Genomic DNA, 26,363 nt, shown 5'->3' with positions numbered 1-26,363 from the left:
AAGCCGATAAAGAACAAGCCGCCAATTGCGGCGGTGGCGACGCCGATGGGAAGGTCTTCCGGAGCGATCATTGTCCGGGCGGCGACGTCGACCCAAACCAGAAACACGCTGCCGAGCAGCACGCACACCGGCAGCAATCTTCGGTGTTCAGCCCCGACCAGACGTCGCGCAATATGCGGCACCATCAGCCCGACAAAACCGATCGAGCCGCTGATCGACACCAGCACTCCGGTCATCAACGACGCAATCAAAAACACCCGCAGACGCACGGTGCGCGCATTCAGGCCCAGGGTCACCGCGGTCTGTTCGCCGGCCATCAGCGCATTCAGCGGTCGCGCCATGCCCAGCAGCAAAATCAGTCCGAGCAGTACACTGGCTGTCGGCACCGCCAGCAGTTCCCAGCGTGCCAGCCCAAGTCCGCCGAGCATCCAGAACATCACCGCCGAACTGGCTCGATGATCGCCGAGAAACAGCAGCAAATTGGCAATCGCCATCATCACGAACGACACCGCCACACCACACAGCAGCAAGCGGTCACTGTCGAGTCGACCGTTGCGGTTGGCGATCATCAGCACCACCAGCATGCTCAGCAATGCACCGATAAATGCCGCGATCGGCAAGGTCAGCAGGCCAACGATTTCTCCCACATGCAGCACCACGATCACCGCGCCCAATGTCGCGCCGGACGTGACGCCGAGCAAGTGCGGGTCGGCCAACGGGTTGCGCGTCACCGCTTGCAGCACCGCGCCGATCAGTGCCAGCCCGGCGCCTACCAACGCGCCAAGCAGCATGCGCGGAATGCGGATCAGCCAGACGATATGTTCCTGCCCAGGACTCCAGTCCGGTACACCGAAGCCGAACAGTTTGTGCAACAGGATGCGCCACACCACGTCCACCGGCACCCGCGCCGGGCCGAAACCCAGGGACACCACGCACGACACCAGCAACAGCGCACCGAGGGCGATCAGTAACAGGGCATAGCGACGGTTGATCATTCGCCGTGGAAACCCTTGGCCAGGGTTGCGACCGCCAGCACATTGTCGATCCCCGGCGTGGCCTGCACGTACGGGATGACGATGAAGCGCCGGTTCCTGATTGCGTCCACCGATTGCAGGGCTTTGTTGTCCAGCAGGAATTGAATCTTCTGTTCGGCGGTGATTTCGCTGTAGTCGACGATCACGATCACCTGCGGATTGCGCTCGACTACGTTCTCCCAGTTGACCCGGGTCCAGCTCGCGTCGACATCCTCCAGGATATTGCGCCCGCCAGCGGCATCGATCAGCGCTTGCGGCATGCCCAGGCGGCCTGAGGTCATGGCCCGGTCTTCGCCGCTGTCGTACAGGAAGACCCGTGGTTTTGCCGCGGGCAGGTCTTTGCGAATGTCCGCCACTTGCGCCTGCATGTTGGCGATCAGGGCATTGGCACGGTCCTGCACGTCGAAGATCCTGCCGAGGTTACGCAGGTCGTTGTAGGTGTCTTCGAGGCTGGCCGGCGGGCGCTTCATCACGAAGGCGCAGGACTCGCTCAGCTCATACACATTGATGCCCAGCGGTTGCAGGGTTTGCGGCGTGAGGTCGCCGCCGACGCGCATGCCGTAGTCCCATCCGGCGAAGAAGAAATCGACGTTGGCATTGAGCAGGGTTTCCACCGACGGGTACTTGGCCGCCAGCTCCGGCAGGCCATCGAGCAGCGATTGCATGTCGGGTGTCACGGCCTTCCAGCCACTGACGCCGCTATAGCCGGCCATTCGTGGCTTGAGGCCGAGGGCGAGCATCATCTGGGTCATATTGATGTCGTGGCTGAGGGCGTGTTGCGGTGCCTGCCTGAAGGTCACTTCACGGTCGCAACTGTGGATCGTCAGCGGGTAACGGGTGGCTTCGGCAAACGCCTGGGCGCTGCCCGACAGCATCGCGAGGGAGAGGCTGCAGCGCAGCAGGGAACGCAAAGTCATGGTTGGGTTATCCAGGTGATTCGTGGGTAGCCGTGCAAGGGATGCTCATCGATCAGGGCTTCGACGCCGAACACATTGCGCAGCAGCGCAGCCGTCAGGACTTCTTTCGGCGTGCCGCTGGCGACGATGCGGCCGTGGTTGATCACGTACAGCCGATCACAAAAAGCCGCAGCCAGATTGAGGTCGTGGATGCTCGCCAGGGTGCCGATGTCCAGGCGCTTGACCAACTTCAAAAGCTCAAGCTGATAGCGCGGGTCGAGGTGGTTGGTCGGCTCGTCGAGGATCAGCAACTGTGGCTGCTGGGCCAGGGCGCGGGCGAGGATGACCCGCTGTTTTTCGCCACCGGAGAGGGTGGCGAACCCGTGGTCTTCGAACCCCTCGAGACCGACCGACGCCAGGGCTTGATTGATGAGATTCGAGTCTTCAAGCGTGTCGCCATCGAACAAGCCTTTGTGCGGCGTGCGGCCCATGGCGACCACCTCAAAGACGGTCAGGCCGAAGGTATCCGGGAACTCCTGCAACACCACGGCGATGCGTTGCGCGCACCAGCGCGAGGATTGCTTCCAGACATTCTGATGATCAAGCCTGACCTCGCCGCTTTCCGGTTTGCTGAAGCGCCAGGCACAACGCAACAGGCTGGTCTTGCCACTGCCGTTGGGACCGATCAGCCCGACGAATTCACCGGCGGCCACGTGCACAGAGGCATCACGCAGCTGGAATTGGTGGTGGCAATGGCCGTGACCCAAGGGCGTCCAGGAAATGTTTGCGAGGTTCAGCGAGGTCATGCAGTGGCTCTTGAGGTGATGCCAAGGGCCCCATCGCGAGCAAGCTCGCTCCCACAGGTCTTATGCAATCCCTGTGGGAGCGAGCTTGCTCGCGATGGGGCTGAGGAGATACGCGGGGAGTTTACAGTGCCTTTCGCCCCGCGCATCTCGCCTGTTTCAAGATGAAGATGAAGCCGACTCAGTCTGCCGGGTAAAACGCGACAGCAGCACACGATCCAGCACCCACACCACCACCAGCGAAGCGCCCACCAATGGGAAGGCCACCGCCAGGGCGAACATGATCACCATGGCGGTTTTCCATTTCGGCAGGTCGTGACGCAGCGGCGGCACGCCGAGTTTTCCTTGCGGGCGACGCTTCCACCAGATCACCACGCCGCTGACCGCGCTGAGCAGGATCATCAGGCAGATCAGCAACACGATGATCTGATTGAGCGTGCCGAACATTTTGCCTTCGTGCAGCATCACGCCGATTTCCGTGGCGCGGGCGACGCTGCCGTAGTGCTCGAAACGGACGTCGGCCAGAACCTTGCCGGTGTATTGATCGATGTGCAACGTGGCGTCATTACGCGGGTCGTCGGCGAACACCGAGATGGTGAACACGCCGGTCGCGGATTTCGGCAAAGTGATGCTGTAGCCCGGTTCGACCTTACTCTGCGTGGCGATGTTTTGTACGTCTTGCAGGCTGATAGTCGGCGTTGCCGGGCCGGCGTGCGCACCGTCGTGGGCCATGTGTTCGGCATGGTCGCCGGACATCGGCATCGGCGTATTTTCCATGGCCCATGGCACGGTCTGGCGGGTCGCGGTGTTGAGGCTGCGCGCTTCGACATCGGACTTCGGCACGTCATCCCACATCGTCGCCGGAAAGACGTTCCATACCGCCGCGTACTGCTGGCCCCAGAACCCGGTCCAGGTCATGCCGCTGAGCAGCATCACCAGCAGCAGGGACGCGCCCCAGAACCCGGTGACCGCGTGCAGGTCACGCCACAATACGCGCCCGCGACTGTTCAGGCGCGGCCACAAAATGCCTGCCGCCTGACCGCGCGGCCACCACAGGAAAATGCCGGACACCACCAGCACCACGCCCCAACCGGCGGCCAGTTCGATCAGCCGATCGCCAACCGTGCCGATCATCAGCTCGCCGTGAATCGCGCGTGCTATGGCTTGCAGATTGTTCTTGGCGTCTTGCTCGCCGAGGATGTCGCCGTGGTACGGGTCGACAAATACATTCAGCTCGTTGCCGCCATTGAGCACGACAAACTGGGCGCTGCGTTCGGCGTTGGCCGGTGGCAGGTACTGCTTGATCGTTGCTTGGGGATACGCGTCTTTCACACGCTTGAGCAGGTCGTCGGCCGGGACGGTGTGATGACCGGCCGGGACGTTGAGCAGGCTGCTGTACATCAGCGAATCGAGCTGCGGTTTGAACAGATAAATGGTGCCGGTCAGGGCCAGCATCACCATGAATGGCGCAACGAACAATCCGGCATAGAAATGCCAGCGCCACGCCAGGTTGTAGAAATTCACTTTGGGCTGTTTCATCACGTGTGCTCCGCTTGGCTGGATCTTTTAGTTGTTTGTTTTGCGGTTGCTGCGCAACCGATCGCGGGCAAGCCCGCTCCCACAGAGGGAGCGGGGCCCTCAAGGGTTAGAAACTCATGTCCACCTTGGTCCAGAGCGTTCGCCCCGGTTCCTTGATGGCTTGCGGGTCATTGGCCGGGTAGCCGAAGCCGGCGTTGCCGGCCAGGTTCAAGTGCTCGGCGTAAGCCTTGCCGAACAGGTTGTCGACGCCGCTGCTGACCTTCCAGTTGCTGTTGATCCGATAGGCACCGTTGAGGGAGAACACGCCGAAGCCCGGCGTCTTGCCGAAATCCTTGCCGACCACGTTGCCTTTGTTCTGGTCGATGCGGTTTTGCGCGGCAACCACTCTCCACAGTGCGCCGGCGCTCCAGTTGTCTTCGCTGTAGGTCAGGCCGAAACGGGCATCCAGCGGCGGCATCTGCGCCAAGGCAGTGTCGTCGCTGCTGTTCTTGCCCCAGGCGTAGGCCAGGGTCGCGTCGGCTTTCCAGTTTTCGGTGAAGTTGTAAGCGGCGCCCAGCTCGCCACCCATGATTCGCGCGTCGATGTTTTCGGCTTGCGAGGTCATGCCCATCATCCCGGGTGTGTAGCTGAACAGGATGTAATCGCGCACCTGGCCGACGTAGCCAGAGGCCCAGGCTTCGAGTTTTTCGGTGTTGTATTGCAGGCCGAAATCGAGCTGGGTGGTTTTTTCCGGTTTGATCGAATCGAAGGCATTCAGTGAACCGGCGGGGCCGGATTTGGGTGAAAACAGCTCCCAGTAATCCGGGAACCGCTGGGTGTGACCGAGGCCGGCATACACCGTGGTCGGGCTGTCGGCCAGGTCATGCTCGTAGCGGATGAAGCCACTGGGCAGGGTATCGGCGCGGGTGTCGTCGGCAGTCGGGTTCGGGCGGGACATCATTCCCGAGCCGATGGTTTGCCGATAATCCTTGGCCGAGGCGCGGTCCAGGCGTGCGCCGCTGATCAGGCGTTCACGGTCGGCGGCGTACCAGGTCAGTTCGCCGAAGACCCCGTAGTTATGGAAGTCGGCATCCTTGGTGTACGGCAGGTCCTTGTAGGTGTCGACGCCCATGGCGCCGCGCTGGCGATGCTCGTTGGTCTGTGCGTCGATGCCGCTGATCAGTTGCACATCGGCCCAGCGCCAGGTGGCCTTGACCCGGGCGCCGAGGGTACGGCGGTCGACGTTGGAGGCCATCGGGCCGGCCATCTTGCCGGTGCCGGACGGCGTGCGCAGGGTGTAGTTGTCCATCACGTGGTCGGCGTAGTTGTAGTAGACCTGGGCTTCGAGCTTTTCCAGTACGTCGCTGATGTTGGATTTCTCAAAGCGCAGGCCGAGGCTTTCGCGCAGGAACTGCGAGCCGTCCATGCTGCGCCCGGCGTAGCGTGCCTCACCGTCACCCTTGCCGGCGGTCAGCTCCAGCAGGGTATCGGCATCCGGGGTCCAGCCGAGTGCGACGTCGCCGTTCCATTTGTCGTAGCGCGACGGGACGGTGTCGTTGTTGCCATCCTGGTAGTCGTCTGCATGTGCGGTGTTGCCGATCACCCGCACGTAGCCCAGTGACCCGCCGGCAGCGGCGTCCACCAATTTGTCGAAACGCCCGTTGGAGCCGGCCAGCACGCTGGCATTCACCCTCGTGCCGAGTTCGCCGAAGCTTTCCGGTTCGCGGTCGAACAGGATGGTGCCGGCCGAAGCGCCCGGCCCCCAGAGTACGGTTTGCGGGCCTTTGATCACAGTGAGCTTGTCGTAGGTTTCCGGGGAGATGTAGGAAGTGGGGGCGTCCATCCGGCCCGGGCAGGCGCCGAGCATCATGCCGCCGTTGGTGAGAATGTTCAGCCGCGAACCGAACATGCCGCGCAGCACCGGGTCGCCATTGGTGCCGCCGTTGCGCACTTGGGCGAAACCCGGAATGGTTTTCAGATAATCCGAGCCGTCGCTGGCCGGTACCGGTTGGCGCGGGTCCTTGGGGTTGGTGACGATGGTCAGTGGCGAACTGGGTGCAACGGCGGTAATCACCGTCGGGCTCAGTTCTTCACTGTGACCGGAATGTTCATCGGCGAGCGCAGAGGGCGCCAGCAAAGCACCGCACAGGATCGCGGTGGCGTGCCTGAAACGAATGCAAGACTCGTTCAGGGCAAAAGAGGCTTGGGCAGTGCTCAAGCACGGGACAGCAGAAAACCTGGACATGACAACTTCCATCGAACAGTCGTAAACGACACGGCCGGCAGCCTGCGCAATCCCTGTGGGAGCGAGCTTGCTCGCGAAAGCGGTGTGCCAGACGACATCAATGTTGACTGACACTCCCTCTTCGCAAGCAAGCCCGCTCCCACAGGTTGCTGTGGCTGTCTTGCGGACCGTGTGAAATCAAAAGTGAGTGTTTACGCGACGATGACGGGCGGGGCGCGGGTGCGGGCGCCGGGGAAGAAGGTTTGCCGGGCATGGCCCAGGCGCGGAGAGGGTGTGGTGAAGGTGTTGACGGGCGGGATGACGAAGTTGGCGAAAGACACGCCACCGGTCAGCGCCGGGCAATTGAACAACAGGCTGCAATAGCCGCACTTTTCCCACAGCACATGCTGACCCGGGGCAGGCGGGCAATGCTCGGTGGAGGTTTGCGTGCCGTGGTCGGCATGCTCCATCGCCGCCATGCTCATGTCCATGCTCATACCCGCAGGCATGCTCATCGACATGGCGCGCGAATCCATCGGCATCGACTGAGAAATCAGCGGACCGATAAAGATCATCAGCATGGCGAACAGGCTGATCCAGCTGCCGCGTGTCAGACTCAATGCCTGATTGCGTGGCCTGGATGACCTGGCGCTAAGCGGGCGCATGGGCGTTTTCAGCTCAGACGATTACGGCTTGTGCACGTGCGCTTGCATGCTGTCCGGCGCCTGTTTCTGTACCGCGACTTCGACCGTCACGTCACCGGACTTCTCGAAGTGCAGCGTCATGGGGAAGCGCTTGCCGTCTGTGAGCAGGCTGCGGTCCTTGAGGCCCAGCAGCATCACGTGATAGGCCATTGGCGCAAAAGTGACCTGGCCACCAGCGGGCACTTCCACGCTCGGTACGTGCTGCATTTTCATCATGTCGCCTTGCATCACGTGCTCATGCAATTGCGCTTCGCCCGCTATGGGGGTGTCGACGCTGAGCAGGCGGTCGGCGGTCGTGCCTTCATTATTGATCACGAAATACGCCGCAACGTTGGGCGCATTGGGTGGCAACTCCTGGGACCACGGATGAGCGATTTCCAGTGTGCCGACCTTGTATTCGTGGGCATTGGCAAAGCAGGCAGGCAGCAGCAACGCGGCCAGAACGATGAGTTTGTTCAACATGGCAGTTCTCCGGAACGATTTAAACGCAGGTCAATTGCGAGAAAAATCACACCAGAGGGGAAGCGCGGGGGTTGAGGCTCGGCCATTGCTGGCGCGGTGACGGGCTTTCGAGAGAAGTCGCAGGCAGGCTTCGGTTGGACTCGAAGTGCGCGAAATACAGCTGTGGCGTATGCCCCGGCAACGCCACCAATGGCGCAGAACCCGAGCAGCACCAGCAATGTTGCATGTTGGAGTGATCGTCGCTTTGCGGGGCTTTCTGTTCGAGGTCGCCGATGGAAATTGCCACCATCCTGGTGCCGCTGGAGCTGCAGAAACTACTCCACAACAGTTGTTCGGCGGGTGACTTCGCCGTCTGTGCCATCGCTCCGGACATCGGCATGGCGAGCAAATTGAACAGCACTGCGAAGCAGGCTATCCAGGCAATTGCGAGCCGTTGTCGGGACATGGGACAAAATCCGTTTGGGTGGGCGATCAGGCGCGGGCTATTTAGCCTGATCAGGGCCGATAAGTAAAAAAGCGGCGTGCGGTTTGGTGTCGCAGCGTAATTAGACAGCGATGGCATGCAAGCGCAGACCCAAGGCTTTCATAACTTTCATGATAGTCGCGAATTCCGGATTGCCACTACTGCTCAGCGCTTTGTAAAGACTCTCGCGTCCCAGACCGGCATCACGGGCAATTTGTGTCATGCCTTTTGCTCGGGCGATATCGTTGAGCGCTGCACGTATCAGCACACCGTCTCCGGCATCCTCTTCAAAGCAGGCATCCAGATAGGCCGCCATTTCCTCCGGCGTTTTGAGAAACTCGACGGCATCAAAACGGGTAAATTGTTCGGCCATGATTTACTCCTCACTACCGATTTTGTGTGCCATTTGAATAGCACGTTTGATATCTCGCTTTTGAGTCGACTTGTCACCTCCGATCAACAGCAAGTAAATCACCTCATCTCTGCGAGTGAAGTACATCCTGTAGCCTGGGCCGTAGTGAACGCGCATCTCATAAACCGCAGCACCTACAGATTCACAATCACCAAAACTTCCATGCTCGGCTGCCCGGAGTCTGGCGATTATTCGAGCTTTGCCAATGGTGTCCTTCAGCGAGTTGAGCCAGTCAGCAAATACTTGGGATCGCTGAAAATCGATCATGTTGAATCGTATTCCTTGGGATACAGAGTGGCAAGCGGCACTTTCTCTTGGGCGAGACCATTTATCCCTGTGGATGTTGGGGGCGCTTGATTGGTTCAGGAGGAGGCGAACTATAGGGTTGAGGCCGTAGAGTCGATAGCCGGCTTCGTCTGAGAATATTGCCAGCGGAATCGCAAGGTTTAGCAGGTCTAAGGAACAGTCCTACCCTGATAGGGCATCGAGCATATCTGCCACCGCGCCAAACTCCCTATCAACCCCCGGCAATTCCGGCCGCTTCAAAACAATCACCGGGACCCCACGCTCACGCGCCACTTCCAGCTTCGGCTCGGTCGCCGTGCTGCCGCTGTTCTTACTGATCAGCACGTCGATGTTTCGCCGTTCGAACAACTCGCGTTCATCGTCGATCAGGAAGGGCCCACGTGCGCCGATCACTTCGCAGCGCTCGTTGCCCGGATACACGTCCAGCGCACGCAGGGTCCAGAATTGCTCCGGGGGGATTTCATCCAGGTGTTGCAGGGGTTCTCGACCGAGGGTGAACAGTGGTCGACGGAAGGGCTTCAGGGCTTCGATCAGTTCGGCCCAATCGCTGACTTCCCGCCAGTCATCCCCCGCCTGGGCTTGCCAGGCCGGACGTCGTAGCGCCCAGCAGGGGACGCCGCTCAAGCGCGCGGCGGTCGCAGCGTTCTGGCTGATTTGGGCTGCGTAGGGGTGAGTGGCGTCGACCAGCAGTTCGATACCTTCATCGCGAATGAATTGCGCCAGACCCTCGGCACCGCCGTAACCTCCCACGCGGATCTGACATTGCAGGTCCGTCGGCACTCGACCGACACCGGCCAGGCTGTAGATATGTTGCGGTCCCAGCGTGCGGGCAATGGCCAGGGCTTCGGTCACGCCGCCGAGCAACAGAATGCGCTTCATTGAAACGCTCCCGCATGGCCAACAATCCCGCCCTGGCGATCGATGGCAAAGACTTCCACTTGAACCTGCGCCGGCACCACGCTGCGGGCAAAATCCAGGGCGTGCTGACAGACGGCATCACCCAGGGCGACTCCGGCGGCGGCGGCCATGGCCAGTGCCTGCTGGCTAGTGTTGGCCTCGCGGATGCGCTGCTGCAACGCCGCATCGGCACCGACCTGCGCCGCCCATAACGCCAGTTGCGGCAGGTCAATGCTCGAATGACGACTGTGCAAATCCATGTGCCCGGCCGCCAGTTTGCTGATCTTGCCGAAACCACCGCACAGGCTGAGCTTGTCCACGGGCACCTTGCGCAGGTGCTTGAGCACGGCGCCAACGAAGTCGCCCATTTCGATCAGGGCGATTTCCGGCAGGTTGTAGACCCGGCGCATGGTGTCTTCGCTGGCGTTGCCGGTGCAGGCGGCGATGTGCAGGTAACCGTTGGTTTTCGCCACGTCAATGCCCTGGTGGATCGAGGCGATGTAGGCCGCACAGGAAAACGGCCGGACGATGCCGCTGGTGCCGAGGATCGACAGACCGCCAAGAATGCCCAGGCGCGGGTTCATGGTTTTCAGTGCCAGCGCCTCGCCGTTCTCGACATTGATCGTGACCTCGAAACCGCCGCTGTAGCCGAGTTCGTCGGCCAGTCGGGCCAGGTGTTCGCTGATCATTTTGCGTGGCACCGGGTTGATCGCGGGCTCGCCGACACCCAGCACCAGCCCGGGCCGGGTCACTGTGCCGACGCCGCGACCGGCCTTGAAGCGCGTCCCCGGTTCGCTGCTCAGGCGCACCTGGGAGTAGAGCAGGGCACCGTGGGTCACGTCCGGATCGTCACCGGCGTCCTTGAGGGTTCCCGCTTCGGCGCCGTCCTCGGTGAGGCGGCAGAACTCCAGGCGCATCTGCACCTGCTTGCCCTTGGGCAGCACGATTTCCACCGCATCGGCCGATGTGCCATCCAGCAGCAGACGCGCGGCGGCGAGGCTGGTGGCCGTGGCGCAACTGCCGGTGGTCAGGCCACTGCGCAGTGGTGCGGGTTGTTCGGCGGTTTCGTCACGCATCGAAGGGTTTCGTCACGTCCAGCAAGGTAATCGGAAGGGCCTGGCGCCAGGTGTCGAAGTCGCCCAGCGGTTGTGCTTGCGCGATATGAATGCGGGTCAACTCCCCGCCGTGTTGCTCGCGCCAGGCCATCAGGGTCATTTCACTTTGCAGGGTGACTGCGTTGGCAATCAGCCGGCCACCGGGTTTGAGTTCGGCCCAGCAAGTATCGAGCACGCCTGCGCGGGTGACACCGCCGCCGATGAAAATCGCATCCGGCCGCTCCAGCCCGGCCAGGGCCTGCGGCGCACTGCCGCGAATCAATTGCAGGCCGGGAACGCCGAGGGCATCGCGATTGTGTTCGATCAACGCTTGTCGGCCCGCATCGGCCTCGATGGCCAGTGCGCGGCAACTGGGGTGGGCGCGCATCCATTCGATGCCGATCGAGCCGCTACCGGCGCCGACGTCCCACAACAGTTCGCCGGGGATCGGGGCCAGGCGCGCGAGGGTGATGGCGCGCACATCGCGTTTGGTCAGTTGGCCGTCATGCTGGAAGGCCGAGTCCGGCAGGCCGGCCAGTCGTGACAGGCGCGGTGTATCCGGCTCTGCGATGCAGTCGATGGCAATCAGGTTCAGGTCGGCGATCGGCGGATCGCTCCAGTCGCTGGCGATACCGTCGACGCGCCGCTCGGCTTCACTGCCAAGGTGTTCCAGCACGCTGAGACGGCTAGGGCCGAAGCCACGTTCGCGCAACAGTGCCGCGATGGCGGCGGGGCTGCGGCCATCGTTGCTCAATACCAGCAAGCGCACGCCGCTGAATAATTGCGCGTTGAGTGCGGCGACAGGCCGGGCCACCACTGAGAGTGTGATCACATCCTGCAAGGGCCAACCCATTCGCGCAGCGGCCAGCGAGCAGGAGGACGGCGCAGGAAGCGTCAGCATCTCGGCCGCGGGGAGTTGCCGGGCGAGGCTGGCGCCGACGCCAAAGAACATGGGGTCGCCACTGGCCAGGACGCAAACGGGTTCGCCACGCAGTGACAGCAGCGACTCAAGGCAGAAGGGACTCGGCCACGGCTGGCGCTCGCCGCGTATGCACGGCGGGAGCAGATCCAGATGCCGCTGGCCGCCAAAGATCTTCGATGCGCGCAACAATGCATGCCGGGCGTTCTTGCCCAGGCCCTTGAATCCGTCTTCGCCGATGCCTACTACCGTCAACCAGGGTGTCATGCCGTTCCTCAATCCCGCGTTCAACGTTGTTGGGCGGCATGATAGCGCGGGTTCCTTGAGCTGACTGCCTTCTCTTCCCGACCGGAGTCTTTTCATGCAGCGAAGTAAAGCAGGCATAATACCGCGCACTTTCGCCGTGAATCGCCTCGCCACCTGAACGGGTCCACCTTGAACGAACGTCCGCTGTCCGCTGCCTTACGCCCCTCGGCTTGCCCGGGGTTGCTGCGTATTGTGCCGGCACTGGATGGCGGCATCTGCCGGATCAAGTTGAACGGTGGTTCAATCAACAGTATCCAGGCTGAGGCCGTGGCGTCTGCGGCCGAGCGTTACGCCAGCGGAGCGATCGAGGCGACCAACCGGGCCAACCTGCAGATCCGCGGCATCGGCAACGAGCGAGCGGCGTTGATCGACAGCCTGCTGGCCGCCGATCTGGGACCGCGCACGGCAGCTGGCGACGATGTGCGTAATTTGATGCTCAGCCCTGGTGCCGGGATCGATCCGCGCATGCTGTTCGACACTCGGCCGCTGGCCGGGCAGATCCTCGCCACACTGCAAAGCCACGAAGCTTTTCACGACCTCAGTGCCAAGTTCGCCGTGCAGCTTGATGGCGGTGAAGACCTGACGATGCTCGAACATCCCCATGACCTGTGGCTCTCGGCGTTTGATCAGGACGGTGAGCAACGGCTGGCGTTCGGTCTGGCGGGATGCCCGACGGACAGCCCCGCCGGGTCGGTTGCACTCGCTGACGGGCATGCGCTGGTGGTCGCGGTCCTTGAGTTGTTCCTTGAACTGGCGCGCCCCGAGCAGACGCGGATGCGCCATTTGCTGGCCGACTGCTCGGTCGAGGCCGTACGGCTTCGGCTGGCTGAGCGAGTACCGTTGCAAGCCGTTGTCGGTTGGCAGCGGCTTTCTGGTGGCAGTGATTTGCACATGGGCGCCCATCCCCAGGCCGAATCCGGTGTTGTCTATGTGGGGGCTGTCCCACCGCTGGGGCGGCTTGATCCGGCGATGCTGCGGGGTGTGGCACGACTGGCACGGGAGTTCGGTGATGGCCGTCTGCGCTTCACGCCCTGGCAAAGCCTGCTATTGCCCAATGTCCTCGCGGAAAACGCCACTGAGGTCATTCGGAAATTGCAATGTCTGGGCTTGCACTGCGAAGCCGATCAGCCATTGTCCCGGTTGATCGCCTGCACCGGCTCAAACGGCTGCGGTAAAAGCCTGGCCGAGACCAAGGGCGATGCCCTGCAACTGGCTGCATTGCTGCAACGTCACGGACAAACGCCGAGTGTGCATTTGAGCGGGTGCGCGCGTTCCTGCGCCGCGGCACATACGGCGCCCGTCACATTGCTGGCCGTCGCCCCCGGTCACTACGATCTCTATTTTCGCGATGCAGAGCAGCCGGGTTTCGGCGCGCTGCACGCACGCAACCTTACTATTGAAGCGGTCGCGACCCTGCTCGACGCCCGCTCACGGAGCCCCATTGATGCTTGATTACATCCGCGACGGTCAGGAGATCTATCGCAACTCCTTCGCGATTATTCGCGCCGAGGCCAACCTCGACAGGATTCCGGCCGATCTGGAGAAACTTGCGGTTCGGGTGATTCACGCCTGCGGCATGGTCGAGGCCATCGACGGTTTGCAGTTTTCCGAAGGCGCAGGCAAGGCCGGGCGTGATGCGCTGGCGGCCGGCGCGCCGATCCTGTGTGATGCGCGAATGGTCTCCGAGGGCGTGACCCGCGCGCGGTTGCCTGCGAACAATCAGGTGATCTGCACTCTGCGCGATGAAAGCGTTCCGGACCTCGCCCGTGAGTTGGGCAACACCCGTTCCGCTGCCGCACTGGAGTTGTGGCGCCCGCATCTGGAAGGCAGCGTGGTGGTGATTGGCAACGCGCCGACTGCGCTGTTTTACCTGCTGGAAATGCTGGATGCCGGCGCACCGAAACCGGCACTGATCCTCGGCTTCCCGGTAGGCTTCGTTGGCGCCGCCGAATCCAAGGCAGCGTTGGCGGCGGATAGCCGTGGCGTGCCTTTCGTCATCATGCAGGGTCGGCTGGGCGGTAGCGCCATGGCCGCCGCCGCCGTCAATGCACTCGCCACGGAGATCGAATGATGCAGCAACCTGGACGTTTGATCGGCCTCGGCGTCGGTCCCGGTGATCCGGAACTGATTACCGTCAAGGCCCTGCGTTTGCTGCGCGAATCCCCGGTGGTGGCGTACTTCGTGGCCAAGGGCAAGAAGGGCAATGCCTTCGGCATCATCGAAGCGCACCTGCAGGCTGCCCAGAATTTGTTGCCGCTGGTGTACCCGGTGACCACCGAAGCCTTGCCGGCGCCGTTGTCCTACGAGCAAGTGATCAGCGACTTTTACGATGACGCTGCCGAAGAACTGGCCACGCATCTCGATGCGGGTCGTGATGTGGCGGTGATCTGCGAAGGTGATCCGTTCTTCTACGGCTCCTACATGTACCTGCATGACCGGCTTGCCGAACGCTATCAGGCCGAAGTCGTGCCCGGTGTGTGCTCGATGCTCGGCGGTGCCTCGGTGCTCGGTGCACCGCTGGTGTATCGCAATCAGAGTCTGTCGGTGTTGTCCGGTGTGCTGCCGCACGACGAACTCAAGCGTCGCTTGGCCGATGCCGATGCGGCGGTGATCATGAAACTGGGGCGCAACTTTCCCAAGGTTCGCCAGGTGCTGGAAGAACTCGGCCTGGCCGAGCGTGCGTTGTACGTCGAGCGGGCGACCATGGCCAATCAGAAGATCGTGCCGCTGGATCAGGTCGAGCCGATGTCCTCGCCGTACTTCTCGTTGATCATCGTTCCCGGTGAAAGGTGGCAAGGCTGATGACCCGTCCAGTTCCGGCGATTGTCATTCTTGGCAATGGCAGCCTCGCTACCGCACGCAGCATTCAGCAGGTGTACCCCGAAGCCCTGATCCATGGCCTGGCCGAACGGGTCGAAGGCGCGGATCGGGTTTATCACGAGTTCGGTGCGACCCTGCGCGAACTCTATCAACGGGGCACTCCAATTATTGCCCTGTGCGCGGCCGGGATCGTGATCCGCACGCTGGCTCCCTTGTTGCTGGAAAAGGGCGCCGAGCCACCGGTATTGGCGGTGGCTGAAGACGGCAGTGCCGTGGTTCCACTGCTGGGTGGTCTCGGCGGGGTGAATGTAATGGCGCGGGAGATTGCCGCCGCGCTTGAAGTCGCGGCGGCGATCACCACCAGCGGCGAGTTGCGTTTTGGCACTTGTCTGCTCAACCCGCCCAGCGGTTATGCCCTTGGCGATCTGGAGTTGGGCAAGCGTTTCGTATCCGATTTGCTGGCTGGTGAAACGGTGCGCATTGAAGGTGAGGCCCCGTGGCTGGCGCAGGCGCAGTTGCCTGAAGATGCACAGGCCCGATTGGCGGTGCATGTCAGTCATGCCGAGCGGACACCCGCGGCCAACGAATTGTTGATCTACCCGCGCAATGTGGTGGTCGCTGTGGACGCTGGTCTGGTGAGCGTCGCGGGAGCGGTGCGCGAGGCGTTGCATCAGGCAAGAATCGCCGTGCAGTCGCTGGCCTGCCTGTTGGCTCCCGACACCGAAATTGCCTGCCCGGGGTTGCGCGAAGCGGCGCTTGAATTGGGCGTGCCGCTGCGTTTTGCCGGCGCTGAGAAGGTGCTTGGCGAACGTCTGAGTACTGCCATAGGCCAGCCCGTTTCCATGCTGGGTAGCGACACCGTTGCCATTGCGGTGGCAGAGCAGCCGCTGGATCCGTTGCAGATCGGCCGCCCGCGTGGACGGCTGGCCGTGATCGGTCTGGGGCCGGGGGCCGCCGAACTGATGGTGCCGGCCGTGAAGGCGGAACTGGCCCGCGCAACCGACGTGCTGGGTTACGAAACCTACGTGCGCATGGCCGGGCCGTTTCGCGCCGATCAGGTGCTGCATTGCACCGACAACCGTGAAGAGATGCAGCGTGCCCGCCACGCCTTCGAACTGGCAGCCCAGGGGCGTTCGGTGGTGGTGGTTTCTTCGGGGGATCCGGGGGTTTTTGCCATGGCTGCGGCGGTGCTGGAAGCGCTGCATGAGTCCACCGACGTCCATTGGCATAACGTTGATCTCGAGATTCTGCCGGGGGTTTCCGCCTCGCTGGCGACGGCCGCCCAGGCCGGCGCACCGCTGGGGCATGATTTCTGCGTGCTGTCGCTGTCGGATAACCTCAAGCCTTGGGCAATCATCGAAAAACGCCTGGACCTGGCCGCTCAAGCCGATCTGGCGCTGGCGTTCTACAACCCGATTTCCCGTTCGCGGCCATGGCAACTGGGCCAGGCGCTTGAAATCGTCGCCCGGCACCGTATGCCGCAAACACCTGTCGTGTTGGGGCGGGACATTGGCCGGCCGGGTCAGACACTGCGCGTCACGACCCTCGGCCAATTGACCCCCGACCAGGTCGATATGCGCACGATGGTATTGATCGGCTCATCCCTGACCTGTGTTTTTCCGCGGGTCGGCGGCGGTGATTGGGTTTACACGCCGCGCTGGTACCCAAGCAAGCCAGCCACCTGAGTGCAAGCGGCTTTGTTCAAAGGTCGCTGATGTTCAAGGCAATAACTGATAATAGGGCCTGCGATTGACGAAAGTTGTCGCGGGCCTTTTTGTTTTCTAATAACTCGTGAAATAACTTCGGAGTGTTTTTACTTTGACCAACTCAACTCCGCGCTTTAGTTTTCAGCCGGTCGCATGAGGCGGCTTGTTGATTAAATGGAGATTTAAATGGTCGATATAAAAAATTACTCAGTAGCTAAAGTCGCATTTGATGATGCCATGCAGGATAAGTATTTCGAAGGCATTGCGGCAGAACTTGAAAACGTTGTGCCACGGGCGCGGACCAAGCGTTCCACCTCGATCCTGGGCGCAGTATCGCGTGATTCGTCAGTGCAAGGTGTGGGGGCTTCGGTAGTAGGCCCCTCGCTGGTGGTGTTCGACCAGGCGCTTTCGGAGGACGACAGGCAGGATGCGCTGGACTGCCAGCAGTTTGCCGAAGCGGTGGTCCGGCGCCTGCCCAACGAAACCAGCAACGAAGACCGCTACAAGAAGTACAACGAGGCATTGTTGGCGGTGGGCTGGGTGTCGGGAAGCTTCACCTACAAGAAATTCGTCAGCAAACAGCTCACCATCACGATGAATGAAGCGATTTTGCAAGTGCTTGAGACCGTTGTTTCCGGTGGTGCAAGCAGCGTCCTGAACCTGGTGGCGTCGGGTTTCAGCAAGCTCAAGGGCGATAAGGACGCACTGAAGGTTGTCGATGCCGGCAGCAAGAAAAACGAGGTCGTCAGCTTCAAGGCTGTGCCTTGCATTACGACGCCAAGCGGCGGCATGTCCATGTTGATGGGAGGCCTGGACTTGGTGGACAAGGAATACAACGGCAACTTTCTATTTGTAACTTACAAGACCCAGGGTTTGCAGGTTTTCCAGGGTGCCGGTGTGCGCAATTTCAATCGACGTGCATTCGAACGAAAGAAAAATATGATGTATGCCTATAACGACCAATTTGCCGATGGTCTTTTCAAACAATTGACTGGTCAATAAGTCGGACAGGCTTTGATCGATGTAACCGATTAAAGCACTGACTGTATGGGGTAAATATGCCTGCGTCTGTTAATGCTGTTGTAGTGGGTGGTTGCCTGTTGTCCTTTACCCAACAGGTAAGCTCGCAAGACCAAGAGGATATACAGGACTGCCTGTTGTACGCGGAACTGGCGGCCAATGAGAAATACCCGGACCAAGTGTCGAGGAAGGTCTGGTTCGATTATTTTCAAGGGCGATTGCTCAAGGCGGGATGCAGGCTCAAGACCATCGTTCCGGCCGAGCCGATCCGGGTCACGAGTGTCCGACAATTGCTTGGCGCCAGTTACAGCGTGATTGGCCGCTTGGGCGTGGAGCGCTTGAGCCAGCTCCTCGAGGACACCTATCAGGCGTTGCGGCTGGATGAGTTTGCCTGGGACTTCTTTCGCGGCAATGTTGCCAATGGCGGCTCGGGTATCCTCAAGTGCGCGCCTTGCGAGCGGCTCGCCTCGGGTGAGGTGGTCGTATGCCTGCTGGGCTTGCGCTACAGCGCGACCGTGATTGAAAGCGACTTTTTCCTGTGGCGCGAATTCGATCGAGAGCTGGTGATCATTCCCGATGGCGGGGTGTTCGTGTTCGACCGACGGGCGTTTGAAAACTACCGTAAACGGGTCCACGAGAAAATCGAAGCTTATTCAAGCAAGGTGTTCGTGCGCAAACTCCAGTCCTGACTGAAAGGCTTTGCACGCCATAAACGACAAGGCCCTGTGATTGATGCACAGGGCCTTGTTTTCGGGTTCGGACAAGCCGCCGCTTCAAGGCACCAGGTAGCCCCTGACTCCGGTGAAGATAATCTGCGCCGCCAGTGCACACACGAACAGTCCCATCAACCGGCTGACGATCTGCAAGCCCTGGTCGCCGAGTATGCGTTCGATGCGGCTGGACAGATAAAGCACCACCCCCACGGTGAAGCTGGCCAAGGCAATGCTGACAATGGCGGTGAGCTTGTCGTCCCAGTGCGGCTGACTCACGCCCATCACGAGCAAGGCACCTATGGTGCCGGGGCCGACGGTCAGCGGGATGGTCAGCGGGACGATAGTGACATCCTGCTGCACGTTGTCGGTCTGTACCGCCGATTTGCCTTGTGCCATCCCCAGTGCCGAGATGAACAGGACGCTACCGGCGCCAATGCGGAATGCGTCCACGGTAATGCCGAAAACACTGAAAATCACTCGGCCGAACAAGTACAGCAGAACGCTGGAGACCAGGGTGGCGACCGCTACTTTCCAGGCCAGTCGCCGCTGTTCCTTGCGCGAATAACCACGGGTCAGGCTGATGAAGCAGGACAACACGAAGAATGGGCTGTAGAGCACCAGCATCTTCAGGTAAACGCTGAACAACTCATGGAGCATGGTGCCGGGCTCACTGGCGAGGGAAGTCGAGGGGGAGTCTATCAGGGGTTGCGTAGTCTGTCGGCTCAGGACGTTTGGGTCGTTGCGCGATTCTGCTGGTCACGCTGGGCGACCCAGTGTTCGATCAATTCGCGCAACTGTGACAGTTCGACCGGCTTGGCCATGTGTCCGTCCATGCCGGCCTGACGCGCACGCTCTTTGTGTTCGGCCAGGATATGGGCGGTCAATGCCACCACGGGGGTACGGACCCGCTGGTTGCTGACTTCCCAGGCACGCAATTGCTGGGTGGCCGAGAAGCCGTCGAGGATCGGCATTTCGCAGTCCATCAGCACCAGGTCGTAGCGTTGGGCCTTCATCGCCTGCAAGGCTTCTTCGCCGTTGCAGGCGGTATCCGGTTGCAGGTTGAGCTTGCTCAGCATGCCGCGGATCACCTTGGTCGAAATGCTGTTGTCTTCGGCCACCAGAATGCGGAAGTCGCAGGGGACCTTGATCGGCAGAGCCGGGCCGCTTTGCACTGGGTGGGTGGCGACGAGACCTTTGTTGCGTTGGGTCAGCTCGTCGGCGAGGGTGGTCTTGAGGGTGTAGCCGGCCACCGGTTTGGCGAGGATGCGCTTGATCCCGGAGTTGCGCGCGATGATCTTGCTCGGCGCATTGCTGATGCCGGTGAGCATGATCAGCAGGATGTCATGGTTCAGGCTCGGGTCTTCCTTGATTTTGGCCGCCAGTTGCATGCCGGTCATGCCGGGCATGTTCTGGTCCAGCAGGACCACATCGAAGTAATCGCGCAAATGAGCTTTGGTGCGCAGCAGTGCCAGCGCTTCCTTGCCGGAAGGCGCGGCGCTGACGTTCAGGCCCCATGCGCTGCATTGCTGCACCAGCACCTTGCGGCAGGTGTCGTTGTCGTCCACCACCAAAACCCGAGCACCTTGCAGCGGGCCGTCGAGATCGGAGGTCGGGTGTTCGAGGCGATCCGGGTCCAGTGGCAGGGTCAACCACAGGGTGCTGCCCTGGTTGCTGCCACTCTTGATCCCGAATTCTCCCTGCATCAAGCGGATCAGTTGGCGGGCAATCACCAGCCCCAGGTTGCCGCCCAGGTGGGTGGCCGAAAGAAAATGCCGGCTGTGCAGTTCGGCGTGCATCAGAGCGTCGCGCTCTTCGGCTTCCATGGGCTCGCCGCTGTCCTGCACGGCGATACGCAGGCGTGGTTTGGTGTTGCGCTCGTCGAGCGCCACGACGATCAGGATTTCGCCTTCATCGGTTTTTTTCAGGGCGTTTTCAAGCAGGCTCAACAGCGTCTGGCGCAGACGTGTCGGATCACCGCTGATCACCCGCGGCACCTGTGGCTGGATGAAGCTGATCAACTCGACGTTTTGCTGCTCGGCCTTGGCGCGGAAGATGCTCAGGCAGTCTTCGATCAGCGCGTTGAGGTCGAACTGCACATCGTCCAGTTCGATCTGCCCGGACTCGAGTCTGGAGATGTCGAGAATTTCGTTGATCAGTGTCAACAGCTCGTTGCCGGCGCTGTGGATCGTCTGCACATAGTCGCGTTGCTTGACCGACAGCGGCGTGCCCAGCAGCAGCTCGGTCATGCCGAGGACGCCGTTCATCGGGGTGCGGATCTCATGGCTGATCTTTGCCAGGAACTCGGCCTTGGCGTTGATCTCGGCGTTGCTGGCCGCCAGGTCGCGACTGATGCTGAAACGGTCTTCCATGATGCGGCGCTGGCGCTCGCTCAACGCAATGCTCATCAGCAGGCCGCTGATGCAGATGAGCACCAGCAATGTAGTGATCAGACCATGGGGTTCGATCAGGGTCAGCCCCAACAGGGCGGGCAGGATGACCAGTGTCCCGAGGTTGAACACCACCATGGCTGCCACGAAGAGGCGAGCCGGGCGATAACCTTTTTGCCAGTGATAGGCGCTGATGAACAGCATGGTCAGGCCTGCCAGGGCCACCAGGCCGTAGGTAATGAAGTTCAGCGGCAAGGTATTGACGAACAGCAGCATCAGGCCGCAGGCGGTGATGAGCAGGACCTCGCCGAGCAGCAACCGGTTCAGCGGATGCGGCCCTAGCGGGGAGAAGAAGCGATAGGCAAGCATCAGGCCGCCGGGCGCAGTCAGCAGCAATGCCAGGTAAGCCCCCGGCGTTTGCACTGCGTGCCAGTCCGGTAGCCAGGGGCCGGCGAGGTTCAGCAACAGCAGCAGGCTGAGCATCAACAGCCCTTCGCACGCTGCCAGCCAGAGGGCGCTGTGCGAGCGGGTGTAGGCGTAGCGGATGAGGTTGTGCAGGATCAGCATGGCGATGCAACCGAACAGCAGGCCATAGATCAGCGTCTGGTTCTGGTTGGCAGCCGCGATGACCGCCGATTGCAGGGTGATGTAGGGCCGTAACTGGTGGTCGGAGGCCAGTCGCAGGTAGACGTCCAGGGAGCTGTCGCTTTGCGGCAGGGCCAGCATGAGGTCGCTGCTGGGTAATGGACGCTCGGATTGGGGCTGTTCGTTGCCTGTGCTGGATTGCTCGATCAGCCTGTCGCCGTCCAGTACGTACATGTTGAACTGGCGCAGGTCAGGCGCGAACACCCGCAGCAATTGTTCGTGTTTGCCGGGTGCAAGCCTGAATCGCAGCCATAACGCGCCATCGGGTTCGGCCGCGGTAATGCGGTCGAGTTCGATGGGGCTGAATTGATTGGTGTAACGAGCGGAACGGATATCGCTCAGTTGCAGGTCGCCCTGTTCGTCAAGCAATACCGCCCAGCCACTGCCTTGCGCGGCCTGGGCCGGTAGCATGCAGAGCAAGGTCAACAGCGTGACGGTTAAGCTTATGGCAATCCTGAGCCAGCGCACGGCGAAATCCCTTCTTAGGTTGATGCCAGAGTATAACGATGCGCGGCGCCGGAATAGCCAGGCAAGGAATCGCAATCCCTGCCTGGCGTGGTGTTTACCTTATTCCTGACTCTCGCCGCGCTCGCGGGCAATGGCGCGGTAGCCAATGTCCTTGCGATAGAAACAGCCTTCCCAGTCAATCGTAGCCGCCAGCTTGTAGGCCTGATGCTGTGCAGCGTCGACGCTGGCACCCATGGCTGTGGCGCACAACACCCGACCACCGGCCGTTACGACTTGACCGTCCTTGAGCGCAGTGCCGGCGTGGAAAACCTTGCCTTCCAGTGCGGCGGCTGCATCCAGCCCCTTGATGGCTGCGCCTTTGGCGTAGTCACCAGGATAGCCGCCAGCGGCCAGGACGATACCGACGCTAGGGCGTGGATCCCATTGTGCTTCTACTTTGTCCAGCGCCTGGGCCAGGGCGGCCTCGACCAGCAGCACCAGGCTCGACTGCAGGCGCAGCATCACCGGCTGGGTCTCAGGGTCGCCGAAGCGGCAGTTGAACTCGATGACTTTTGGGTTACCAGCCTTGTCGATCATCAGGCCGGCGTACAGGAAACCAGTATAGACGTTGCCTTCCTCGGCCATGCCGCGCACGGTCGGCCAGATCACCAGGTCCATGACGCGCTTGTGCACTTCGGCAGTGACCACTGGCGCCGGGGAGTAAGCACCCATGCCGCCGGTGTTCGGGCCGGTGTCGCCGTCACCGACGCGTTTGTGGTCCTGGCTGGTGGCCATCGGCAGCACGTTCTTGCCGTCGACCATGACAATGAAGCTGGCTTCTTCGCCGTCCAGGAACTCTTCGATGACCACGCGCGAACCCGCATCGCCAAAGGCATTGCCCGCCAGCATGTCGCGCACGGCGTCTTCGGCTTCGGCCAGGGTCATGGCGACGATCACGCCTTTACCGGCGGCCAGGCCATCGGCCTTGATCACGATCGGAGCGCCTTTTTCACGCAGGTAAGCGAGGGCCGGTTCGATTTCGGTGAAATTCTGGTAGTCGGCAGTCGGGATCTTGTGGCGAGCCAGGAAGTCCTTGGTGAAGGCTTTCGAACCTTCAAGCTGTGCCGCGCCAGCGGTCGGACCGAAGCAATCGAGGCCACGGCTGCGGAACAGATCCACAACACCGGCAACCAGCGGCACTTCAGGGCCAACGATGGTCAGGGAAACGTTTTTCTCGGCAAAGTCTGCCAGTTGCTCAAGCGCCAGTACGTCGATGGCGACGTTCTCGCACTTGGCTTCGATGGCGGTACCGGCGTTGCCCGGAGCCACGAACACCTTCTGTACGCGCGGATCCTGAGCCACTTTCCAGGCCAGGGCGTGTTCACGGCCACCGCTGCCAATGATCAAAACATTCATTTCAAAAACCTCGGATGACGCAAATCTGGGAACTGTAGGAGCGAGCTTGCTCGCGATGGTGGTTAACGATAACGCGGGGTGTCTGAAACACTGTGGCGTCTAGTCGTTCTTCGCGAGCAAGCTCGCTCCTACAGGGGAATGCTGTGCTGTCAGTGACGGAAGTGGCGCATGCCCGTAAAGACCATTGCGATACCGGCTTCGTCGGCAGCAGCAATCACTTCAGCATCACGCATCGAACCGCCTGGCTGGATCACTGCAGTCACGCCGGCCTTGGCCGCATTGTCCAGACCGTCGCGGAACGGGAAGAATGCGTCGGAAGCCATCACCGAACCGGCTACCTGCAAGCCGGCATGTTCTGCCTTGATCGCGGCGATACGCGCCGAGTTCACGCGGCTCATCTGGCCGGCGCCGACACCGATGGTCTGGCGATTCTTGGCGTAGACGATGGCGTTGGACTTCACGTACTTGGCGACTTTCCAGGCGAAGATCAGGTCGTGGACTTCCTGCTCGCTCGGTGCGCGCCTGGTCACCACTTTCAGGTCGTCGGCGCCAATCATGCCGATGTCGCGGCTCTGTACCAGCAGGCCACCGTTGACGCGCTTGTAGTCCCAGGCAGCAGCGCGGTCAGCCGACCATTCGCCGCAAGCCAGCAGGCGTACGTTGGCTTTGGCGGCGACGATGGCGCGGGCTTCTTCGCTGACCGACGGAGCGATGATCACTTCGACGAACTGACGTTCAACGATGGCCTTGGCGGTCTCGGCGTCCAGTTCGCGGTTGAAGGCGATGATGCCACCGAAGGCGGATTCGGTGTCGGTGGCGTAGGCCAGGTCGTAGGCCTTGCGGATGCCGCCTTCGGCATCAGGGCTGACAGCCACGCCGCACGGGTTGGCGTGCTTGACGATCACGCAAGCCGGCTTGACGAAGCTCTTCACGCATTCCAGCGCGGCATCGGTGTCGGCCACATTGTTGTACGACAGTTCCTTGCCTTGCAGTTGGGTCGCGGTGGCGATGCCGACTTCGGCAGGCTTGGCTTCCACGTAGAACGCCGCGCTCTGGTGCGGGTTCTCGCCGTAGCGCATTTCCTGGGCCTTGATGAACTGGCTGTTGAAGGTGCGCGGGAACTCGCTGCGACCTTCTGTGCTGAGGGTATCGGCAGCCTGGTTCACTGTGCCCATGTAGTTGGCGATCATGCCGTCGTAGGCGGCGGTGTGCTCGAAGGCCTTGAGCATCAGGTCGAAACGCTGAGCGTAGGTCAGGCCGCCGGCCTTGAGGTTTTCCAGGACGCTGGCGTAATCGCTGGCGTTGACCACGATGGCCACGTCCTTGTGGTTCTTGGCTGCGGAACGGACCATGGTCGGGCCGCCAATGTCGATGTTCTCGATGGCGGTCGGCAGGTCGCAGCCCGGCTTGCTGATGGTGGCTTCGAACGGGTACAGGTTGACCGCTACCAGGTCGATCGGCTTGATGCCGTGTTCGTTCATGATCGCGTCGTCGATACCGCGACGACCGAGGATCCCGCCGTGGATTTTCGGGTGCAGGGTCTTCACCCGGCCGTCCATCATTTCTGCGAAACCGGTGTAATCCGCGACTTCCACTGCGGCAACGCCGTTGTCCTGCAGCAGCTTGAACGTCCCGCCGGTGGAGAGGATCTCGACGCCCAGGGCTTCAAGCTCCTTGGCGAATTCGAGGATCCCGGTCTTGTCGGAAACGCTGATCAAAGCGCGGCGGATCGGCAGGCGGGTAGTCTGGTCGGTCATTTCAATTTCCATCAAAAGCAAAGGAGTCAGCAAAAAAGGCGACCGGTTTTACGCGGGCGCCTTTCTGGTTTGATTGAATGCTTACAGCAAATCGTACTGCTTGAGTTTCTTGCGCAGCGTGCCCCGGTTCAGCCCGAGCAGCTCGCTGGCCTTGGTCTGGTTGCCCTTGACGTAATTCATCACGCACTCGAGCAGGGGAGCCTCGACTTCGGAGAGCACCAGGTTGTACACATCCGTGACGGCAGCGCCCTCAAGGTGGGCGAAATAATTGTGCAGCGCCTTCTCGACACTCCCGCGAAGGGTCTGGCCTTCTTCGCTTGGCGTATTGAGGTGCTGTTTCAAATTCACGTTGTCGCTCACGGGTGTTGTTCCACTCACTAAAGTCTCGGTCATCATCGTCATGCGGCCACCCACTCTCCGTCCCCTGTCAGGCTCTTGTAACGCTCGGCGAAAAACGCCCGAACGTTGGCGCATTGTGTATCCGTACCATCCAAACGATTGAAGTGGGCGCGAAACTCCCTGGCGCCCGGCAGGGTTGCGAGATACCAGCCCACATGCTTTCGAGCAATGCGTACACCCATGACATCACCATAGAAGGCGTGCAGGGCAGCCAGATGCTCTAGCAGAATGCGTTCCACCTCGATCAGTTCCAGCGCCGGGAGTTTCTCGCCGGTACGCAGGAAATGGTCGATCTCGCGAAAAATCCATGGCCGCCCCTGGGCAGCCCGGCCAATCAACAAACCATCGGCACCGGTCGCGTCGAGCACGTACCGGGCTTTTTCCGGCGAATCGATATCGCCGTTGGCGAAGACCGGAATCGACACCGCCTGCTTGATTGCGGCAATGGTGTCGTACTCGGCCTCACCGGTGTACAGGTCGGCACGGGTGCGGCCATGCACCGCCAGCGCCGTAATGCCTGTCTGTTCGGCAATCTTCGCCACCGTCAGGCCGTTCTTGTTGTCCCGGTCCCAGCCGGTCCGGATCTTCAGGGTAACCGGCACATCGACCGCAGCCACGACGGCCTGCAGGATCTCGGTTACCAGGGCTTCATCTTTCAACAGTGCGGAACCGGCAGCCTTGTTGCAGACTTTTTTGGCCGGACAGCCCATGTTGATATCAATAATCTGCGCGCCCATTTCAACGTTGGCACGGGCGGCGTCCGCCAGCATCTGCGCGTCTCCACCGGCGATCTGTACCGAGCGTGGCTCGGGATCACCTTCGTGGATCATGCGCATGCGCGATTTGCGGGTGTTCCACAAACTCATATCGCTGGTGACCATTTCCGAGACGACCAGTCCCGCGCCCAAGCGCTTGCACAGCTGACGAAAGGGCTGGTCGGTGACACCCGCCATGGGGGCGAGAATCAAGCTGTTATGTAATGTGTATGGGCCGATGCGTACCGCCGACATAGGAC

General features: G+C 61.3%; 25 protein-coding genes. 6 read left to right on the top strand and 19 right to left on the bottom strand.

Annotation, left to right across the window (positions count from 1 at the left end; all coding sequences use genetic code 11):
* From PMI29_RS26025 to PMI29_RS26085, 13 genes are all read right to left on the bottom strand, one after another.
* Nucleotides 1–995, bottom strand: a 995-nt coding sequence (locus tag PMI29_RS26025; protein WP_007994277.1) for a FecCD family ABC transporter permease, incomplete at its 3' end; no start/stop codon positions are given.
* Nucleotides 992–1,951, bottom strand: coding sequence for an ABC transporter substrate-binding protein (locus tag PMI29_RS26030; RefSeq protein ID WP_007994275.1), 960 nt, complete (start codon nt 1,949–1,951; stop codon nt 992–994). The genes PMI29_RS26030 and PMI29_RS26025, both read right to left, overlap by 4 nt.
* Nucleotides 1,948–2,736, bottom strand: coding sequence for an ABC transporter ATP-binding protein (locus PMI29_RS26035; RefSeq protein ID WP_007994273.1), 789 nt, complete (start codon nt 2,734–2,736; stop codon nt 1,948–1,950). Before PMI29_RS26035 ends, PMI29_RS26030 begins: the two co-directional genes overlap by 4 nt.
* A gap of 156 nt (nt 2,737–2,892) precedes the next feature.
* Nucleotides 2,893–4,272, bottom strand: a complete 1,380-nt coding sequence (locus PMI29_RS26040) for a PepSY-associated TM helix domain-containing protein (protein WP_007994272.1) — start codon at nt 4,270–4,272, stop codon at nt 2,893–2,895.
* A 106-nt stretch (nt 4,273–4,378) separates the two neighbouring features.
* Nucleotides 4,379–6,496 carry a TonB-dependent copper receptor gene (locus PMI29_RS26045; protein WP_007994271.1) on the bottom strand — a complete coding sequence of 706 codons (2,118 nt, stop codon included), beginning with the start codon at nt 6,494–6,496 and terminating at the stop codon, nt 4,379–4,381.
* A gap of 191 nt (nt 6,497–6,687) precedes the next feature.
* Nucleotides 6,688–7,140 (bottom strand): DUF2946 domain-containing protein, encoded by a 453-nt coding sequence (locus PMI29_RS26050; protein ID WP_007994270.1) that lies wholly within the window; start codon nt 7,138–7,140, stop codon nt 6,688–6,690.
* Between the two features lie 21 nt (nt 7,141–7,161).
* A complete protein-coding gene (locus PMI29_RS26055) occupies nt 7,162–7,641 on the bottom strand; it encodes a copper chaperone PCu(A)C (protein WP_007994269.1) in 480 nt (159 codons plus the stop codon).
* A gap of 46 nt (nt 7,642–7,687) precedes the next feature.
* Complete coding sequence (locus tag PMI29_RS30790; protein WP_081501623.1) at nt 7,688–8,086, bottom strand: DUF2946 domain-containing protein; 399 nt, start codon at nt 8,084–8,086, stop codon at nt 7,688–7,690.
* Between the two features lie 100 nt (nt 8,087–8,186).
* Nucleotides 8,187–8,477 (bottom strand): addiction module antidote protein, encoded by a 291-nt coding sequence (locus PMI29_RS26065; protein WP_007994260.1) that lies wholly within the window; start codon nt 8,475–8,477, stop codon nt 8,187–8,189.
* A 3-nt stretch (nt 8,478–8,480) separates the two neighbouring features.
* On the bottom strand, nt 8,481–8,783 hold the full coding sequence (locus PMI29_RS26070) for a type II toxin-antitoxin system RelE/ParE family toxin (RefSeq protein ID WP_007994257.1): 303 nt from the start codon (nt 8,781–8,783) through the stop codon (nt 8,481–8,483).
* Nucleotides 8,784–8,984: 201 nt separating this feature from the next.
* Nucleotides 8,985–9,701 (bottom strand): cobalt-precorrin-6A reductase, encoded by a 717-nt coding sequence (locus tag PMI29_RS26075; RefSeq protein ID WP_007994255.1) that lies wholly within the window; start codon nt 9,699–9,701, stop codon nt 8,985–8,987.
* Nucleotides 9,698–10,795, bottom strand: a complete 1,098-nt coding sequence (locus PMI29_RS26080; RefSeq protein ID WP_007994253.1) for a cobalt-precorrin-5B (C(1))-methyltransferase — start codon at nt 10,793–10,795, stop codon at nt 9,698–9,700. The genes PMI29_RS26075 and PMI29_RS26080 overlap by 4 nt, the downstream gene beginning before the upstream one ends.
* Nucleotides 10,788–11,999 carry a bifunctional cobalt-precorrin-7 (C(5))-methyltransferase/cobalt-precorrin-6B (C(15))-methyltransferase gene (locus PMI29_RS26085; protein WP_007994251.1) on the bottom strand — a complete coding sequence of 404 codons (1,212 nt, stop codon included), beginning with the start codon at nt 11,997–11,999 and terminating at the stop codon, nt 10,788–10,790. Before PMI29_RS26085 ends, PMI29_RS26080 begins: the two co-directional genes overlap by 8 nt.
* 168 nt (nt 12,000–12,167) lie before the next feature.
* On the opposite strand from PMI29_RS26085, the gene cobG reads away from it, so the two are divergent.
* The 6 genes from cobG to PMI29_RS26115 all read left to right on the top strand — a co-directional run bounded on the left by cobG (nt 12,168) and on the right by PMI29_RS26115 (nt 18,273).
* A complete protein-coding gene (gene cobG, locus PMI29_RS26090) occupies nt 12,168–13,490 on the top strand; it encodes a precorrin-3B synthase (protein ID WP_007994249.1) in 1,323 nt (440 codons plus the stop codon).
* Nucleotides 13,483–14,109 carry a precorrin-8X methylmutase gene (locus PMI29_RS26095; protein ID WP_007994246.1) on the top strand — a complete coding sequence of 209 codons (627 nt, stop codon included), beginning with the start codon at nt 13,483–13,485 and terminating at the stop codon, nt 14,107–14,109. Before cobG ends, PMI29_RS26095 begins: the two co-directional genes overlap by 8 nt.
* Nucleotides 14,109–14,840 carry a precorrin-2 C(20)-methyltransferase gene (locus PMI29_RS26100; protein WP_033051980.1) on the top strand — a complete coding sequence of 244 codons (732 nt, stop codon included), beginning with the start codon at nt 14,109–14,111 and terminating at the stop codon, nt 14,838–14,840. The genes PMI29_RS26095 and PMI29_RS26100 overlap by 1 nt, the downstream gene beginning before the upstream one ends.
* Nucleotides 14,840–16,543: a precorrin-3B C(17)-methyltransferase gene (cobJ, locus tag PMI29_RS26105; RefSeq protein ID WP_007994243.1), complete on the top strand. Its 1,704-nt coding sequence runs from the start codon at nt 14,840–14,842 to the stop codon at nt 16,541–16,543. Before PMI29_RS26100 ends, cobJ begins: the two co-directional genes overlap by 1 nt.
* Before the next feature lie 207 nt (nt 16,544–16,750).
* Nucleotides 16,751–17,566, top strand: a complete 816-nt coding sequence (locus tag PMI29_RS26110; RefSeq protein ID WP_007994241.1) for a hypothetical protein — start codon at nt 16,751–16,753, stop codon at nt 17,564–17,566.
* A gap of 155 nt (nt 17,567–17,721) precedes the next feature.
* Nucleotides 17,722–18,273 carry a hypothetical protein gene (locus PMI29_RS26115; RefSeq protein WP_238541630.1) on the top strand — a complete coding sequence of 184 codons (552 nt, stop codon included), beginning with the start codon at nt 17,722–17,724 and terminating at the stop codon, nt 18,271–18,273.
* Nucleotides 18,274–18,357: 84 nt separating this feature from the next.
* On the opposite strand, the gene PMI29_RS26120 is transcribed toward PMI29_RS26115, so the two are convergent.
* The 6 genes from PMI29_RS26120 to dusB all read right to left on the bottom strand — a co-directional run bounded on the left by PMI29_RS26120 (nt 18,358) and on the right by dusB (nt 26,358).
* Entirely contained in the window at nt 18,358–18,954 is a 597-nt protein-coding gene (locus PMI29_RS26120) for a MarC family protein (protein ID WP_007994238.1), read from the bottom strand.
* Nucleotides 18,955–19,019: 65 nt separating this feature from the next.
* Nucleotides 19,020–21,797 (bottom strand): hybrid sensor histidine kinase/response regulator, encoded by a 2,778-nt coding sequence (locus PMI29_RS26125; protein WP_007994237.1) that lies wholly within the window; start codon nt 21,795–21,797, stop codon nt 19,020–19,022.
* Between the two features lie 99 nt (nt 21,798–21,896).
* Nucleotides 21,897–23,192, bottom strand: coding sequence for a phosphoribosylamine--glycine ligase (gene purD / locus PMI29_RS26130; RefSeq protein WP_007994236.1), 1,296 nt, complete (start codon nt 23,190–23,192; stop codon nt 21,897–21,899).
* 149 nt (nt 23,193–23,341) lie between these two features.
* Nucleotides 23,342–24,949 carry a bifunctional phosphoribosylaminoimidazolecarboxamide formyltransferase/IMP cyclohydrolase gene (purH, locus tag PMI29_RS26135; RefSeq protein ID WP_007994235.1) on the bottom strand — a complete coding sequence of 536 codons (1,608 nt, stop codon included), beginning with the start codon at nt 24,947–24,949 and terminating at the stop codon, nt 23,342–23,344.
* Between the two features lie 81 nt (nt 24,950–25,030).
* Nucleotides 25,031–25,351 carry a DNA-binding transcriptional regulator Fis gene (gene fis / locus PMI29_RS26140; RefSeq protein ID WP_007907419.1) on the bottom strand — a complete coding sequence of 107 codons (321 nt, stop codon included), beginning with the start codon at nt 25,349–25,351 and terminating at the stop codon, nt 25,031–25,033.
* Complete coding sequence (dusB, locus tag PMI29_RS26145) at nt 25,348–26,358, bottom strand: tRNA dihydrouridine synthase DusB (RefSeq protein WP_007994234.1); 1,011 nt, start codon at nt 26,356–26,358, stop codon at nt 25,348–25,350. Before dusB ends, fis begins: the two co-directional genes overlap by 4 nt.
* Nucleotides 26,359–26,363 lie beyond the last annotated feature (5 nt).

Source organism: Pseudomonas sp. GM49, assembly GCF_000282355.1.
Taxonomy (GTDB): domain Bacteria; phylum Pseudomonadota; class Gammaproteobacteria; order Pseudomonadales; family Pseudomonadaceae; genus Aquipseudomonas.
This window is presented reverse-complemented; position numbering and strand designations above follow the sequence as displayed.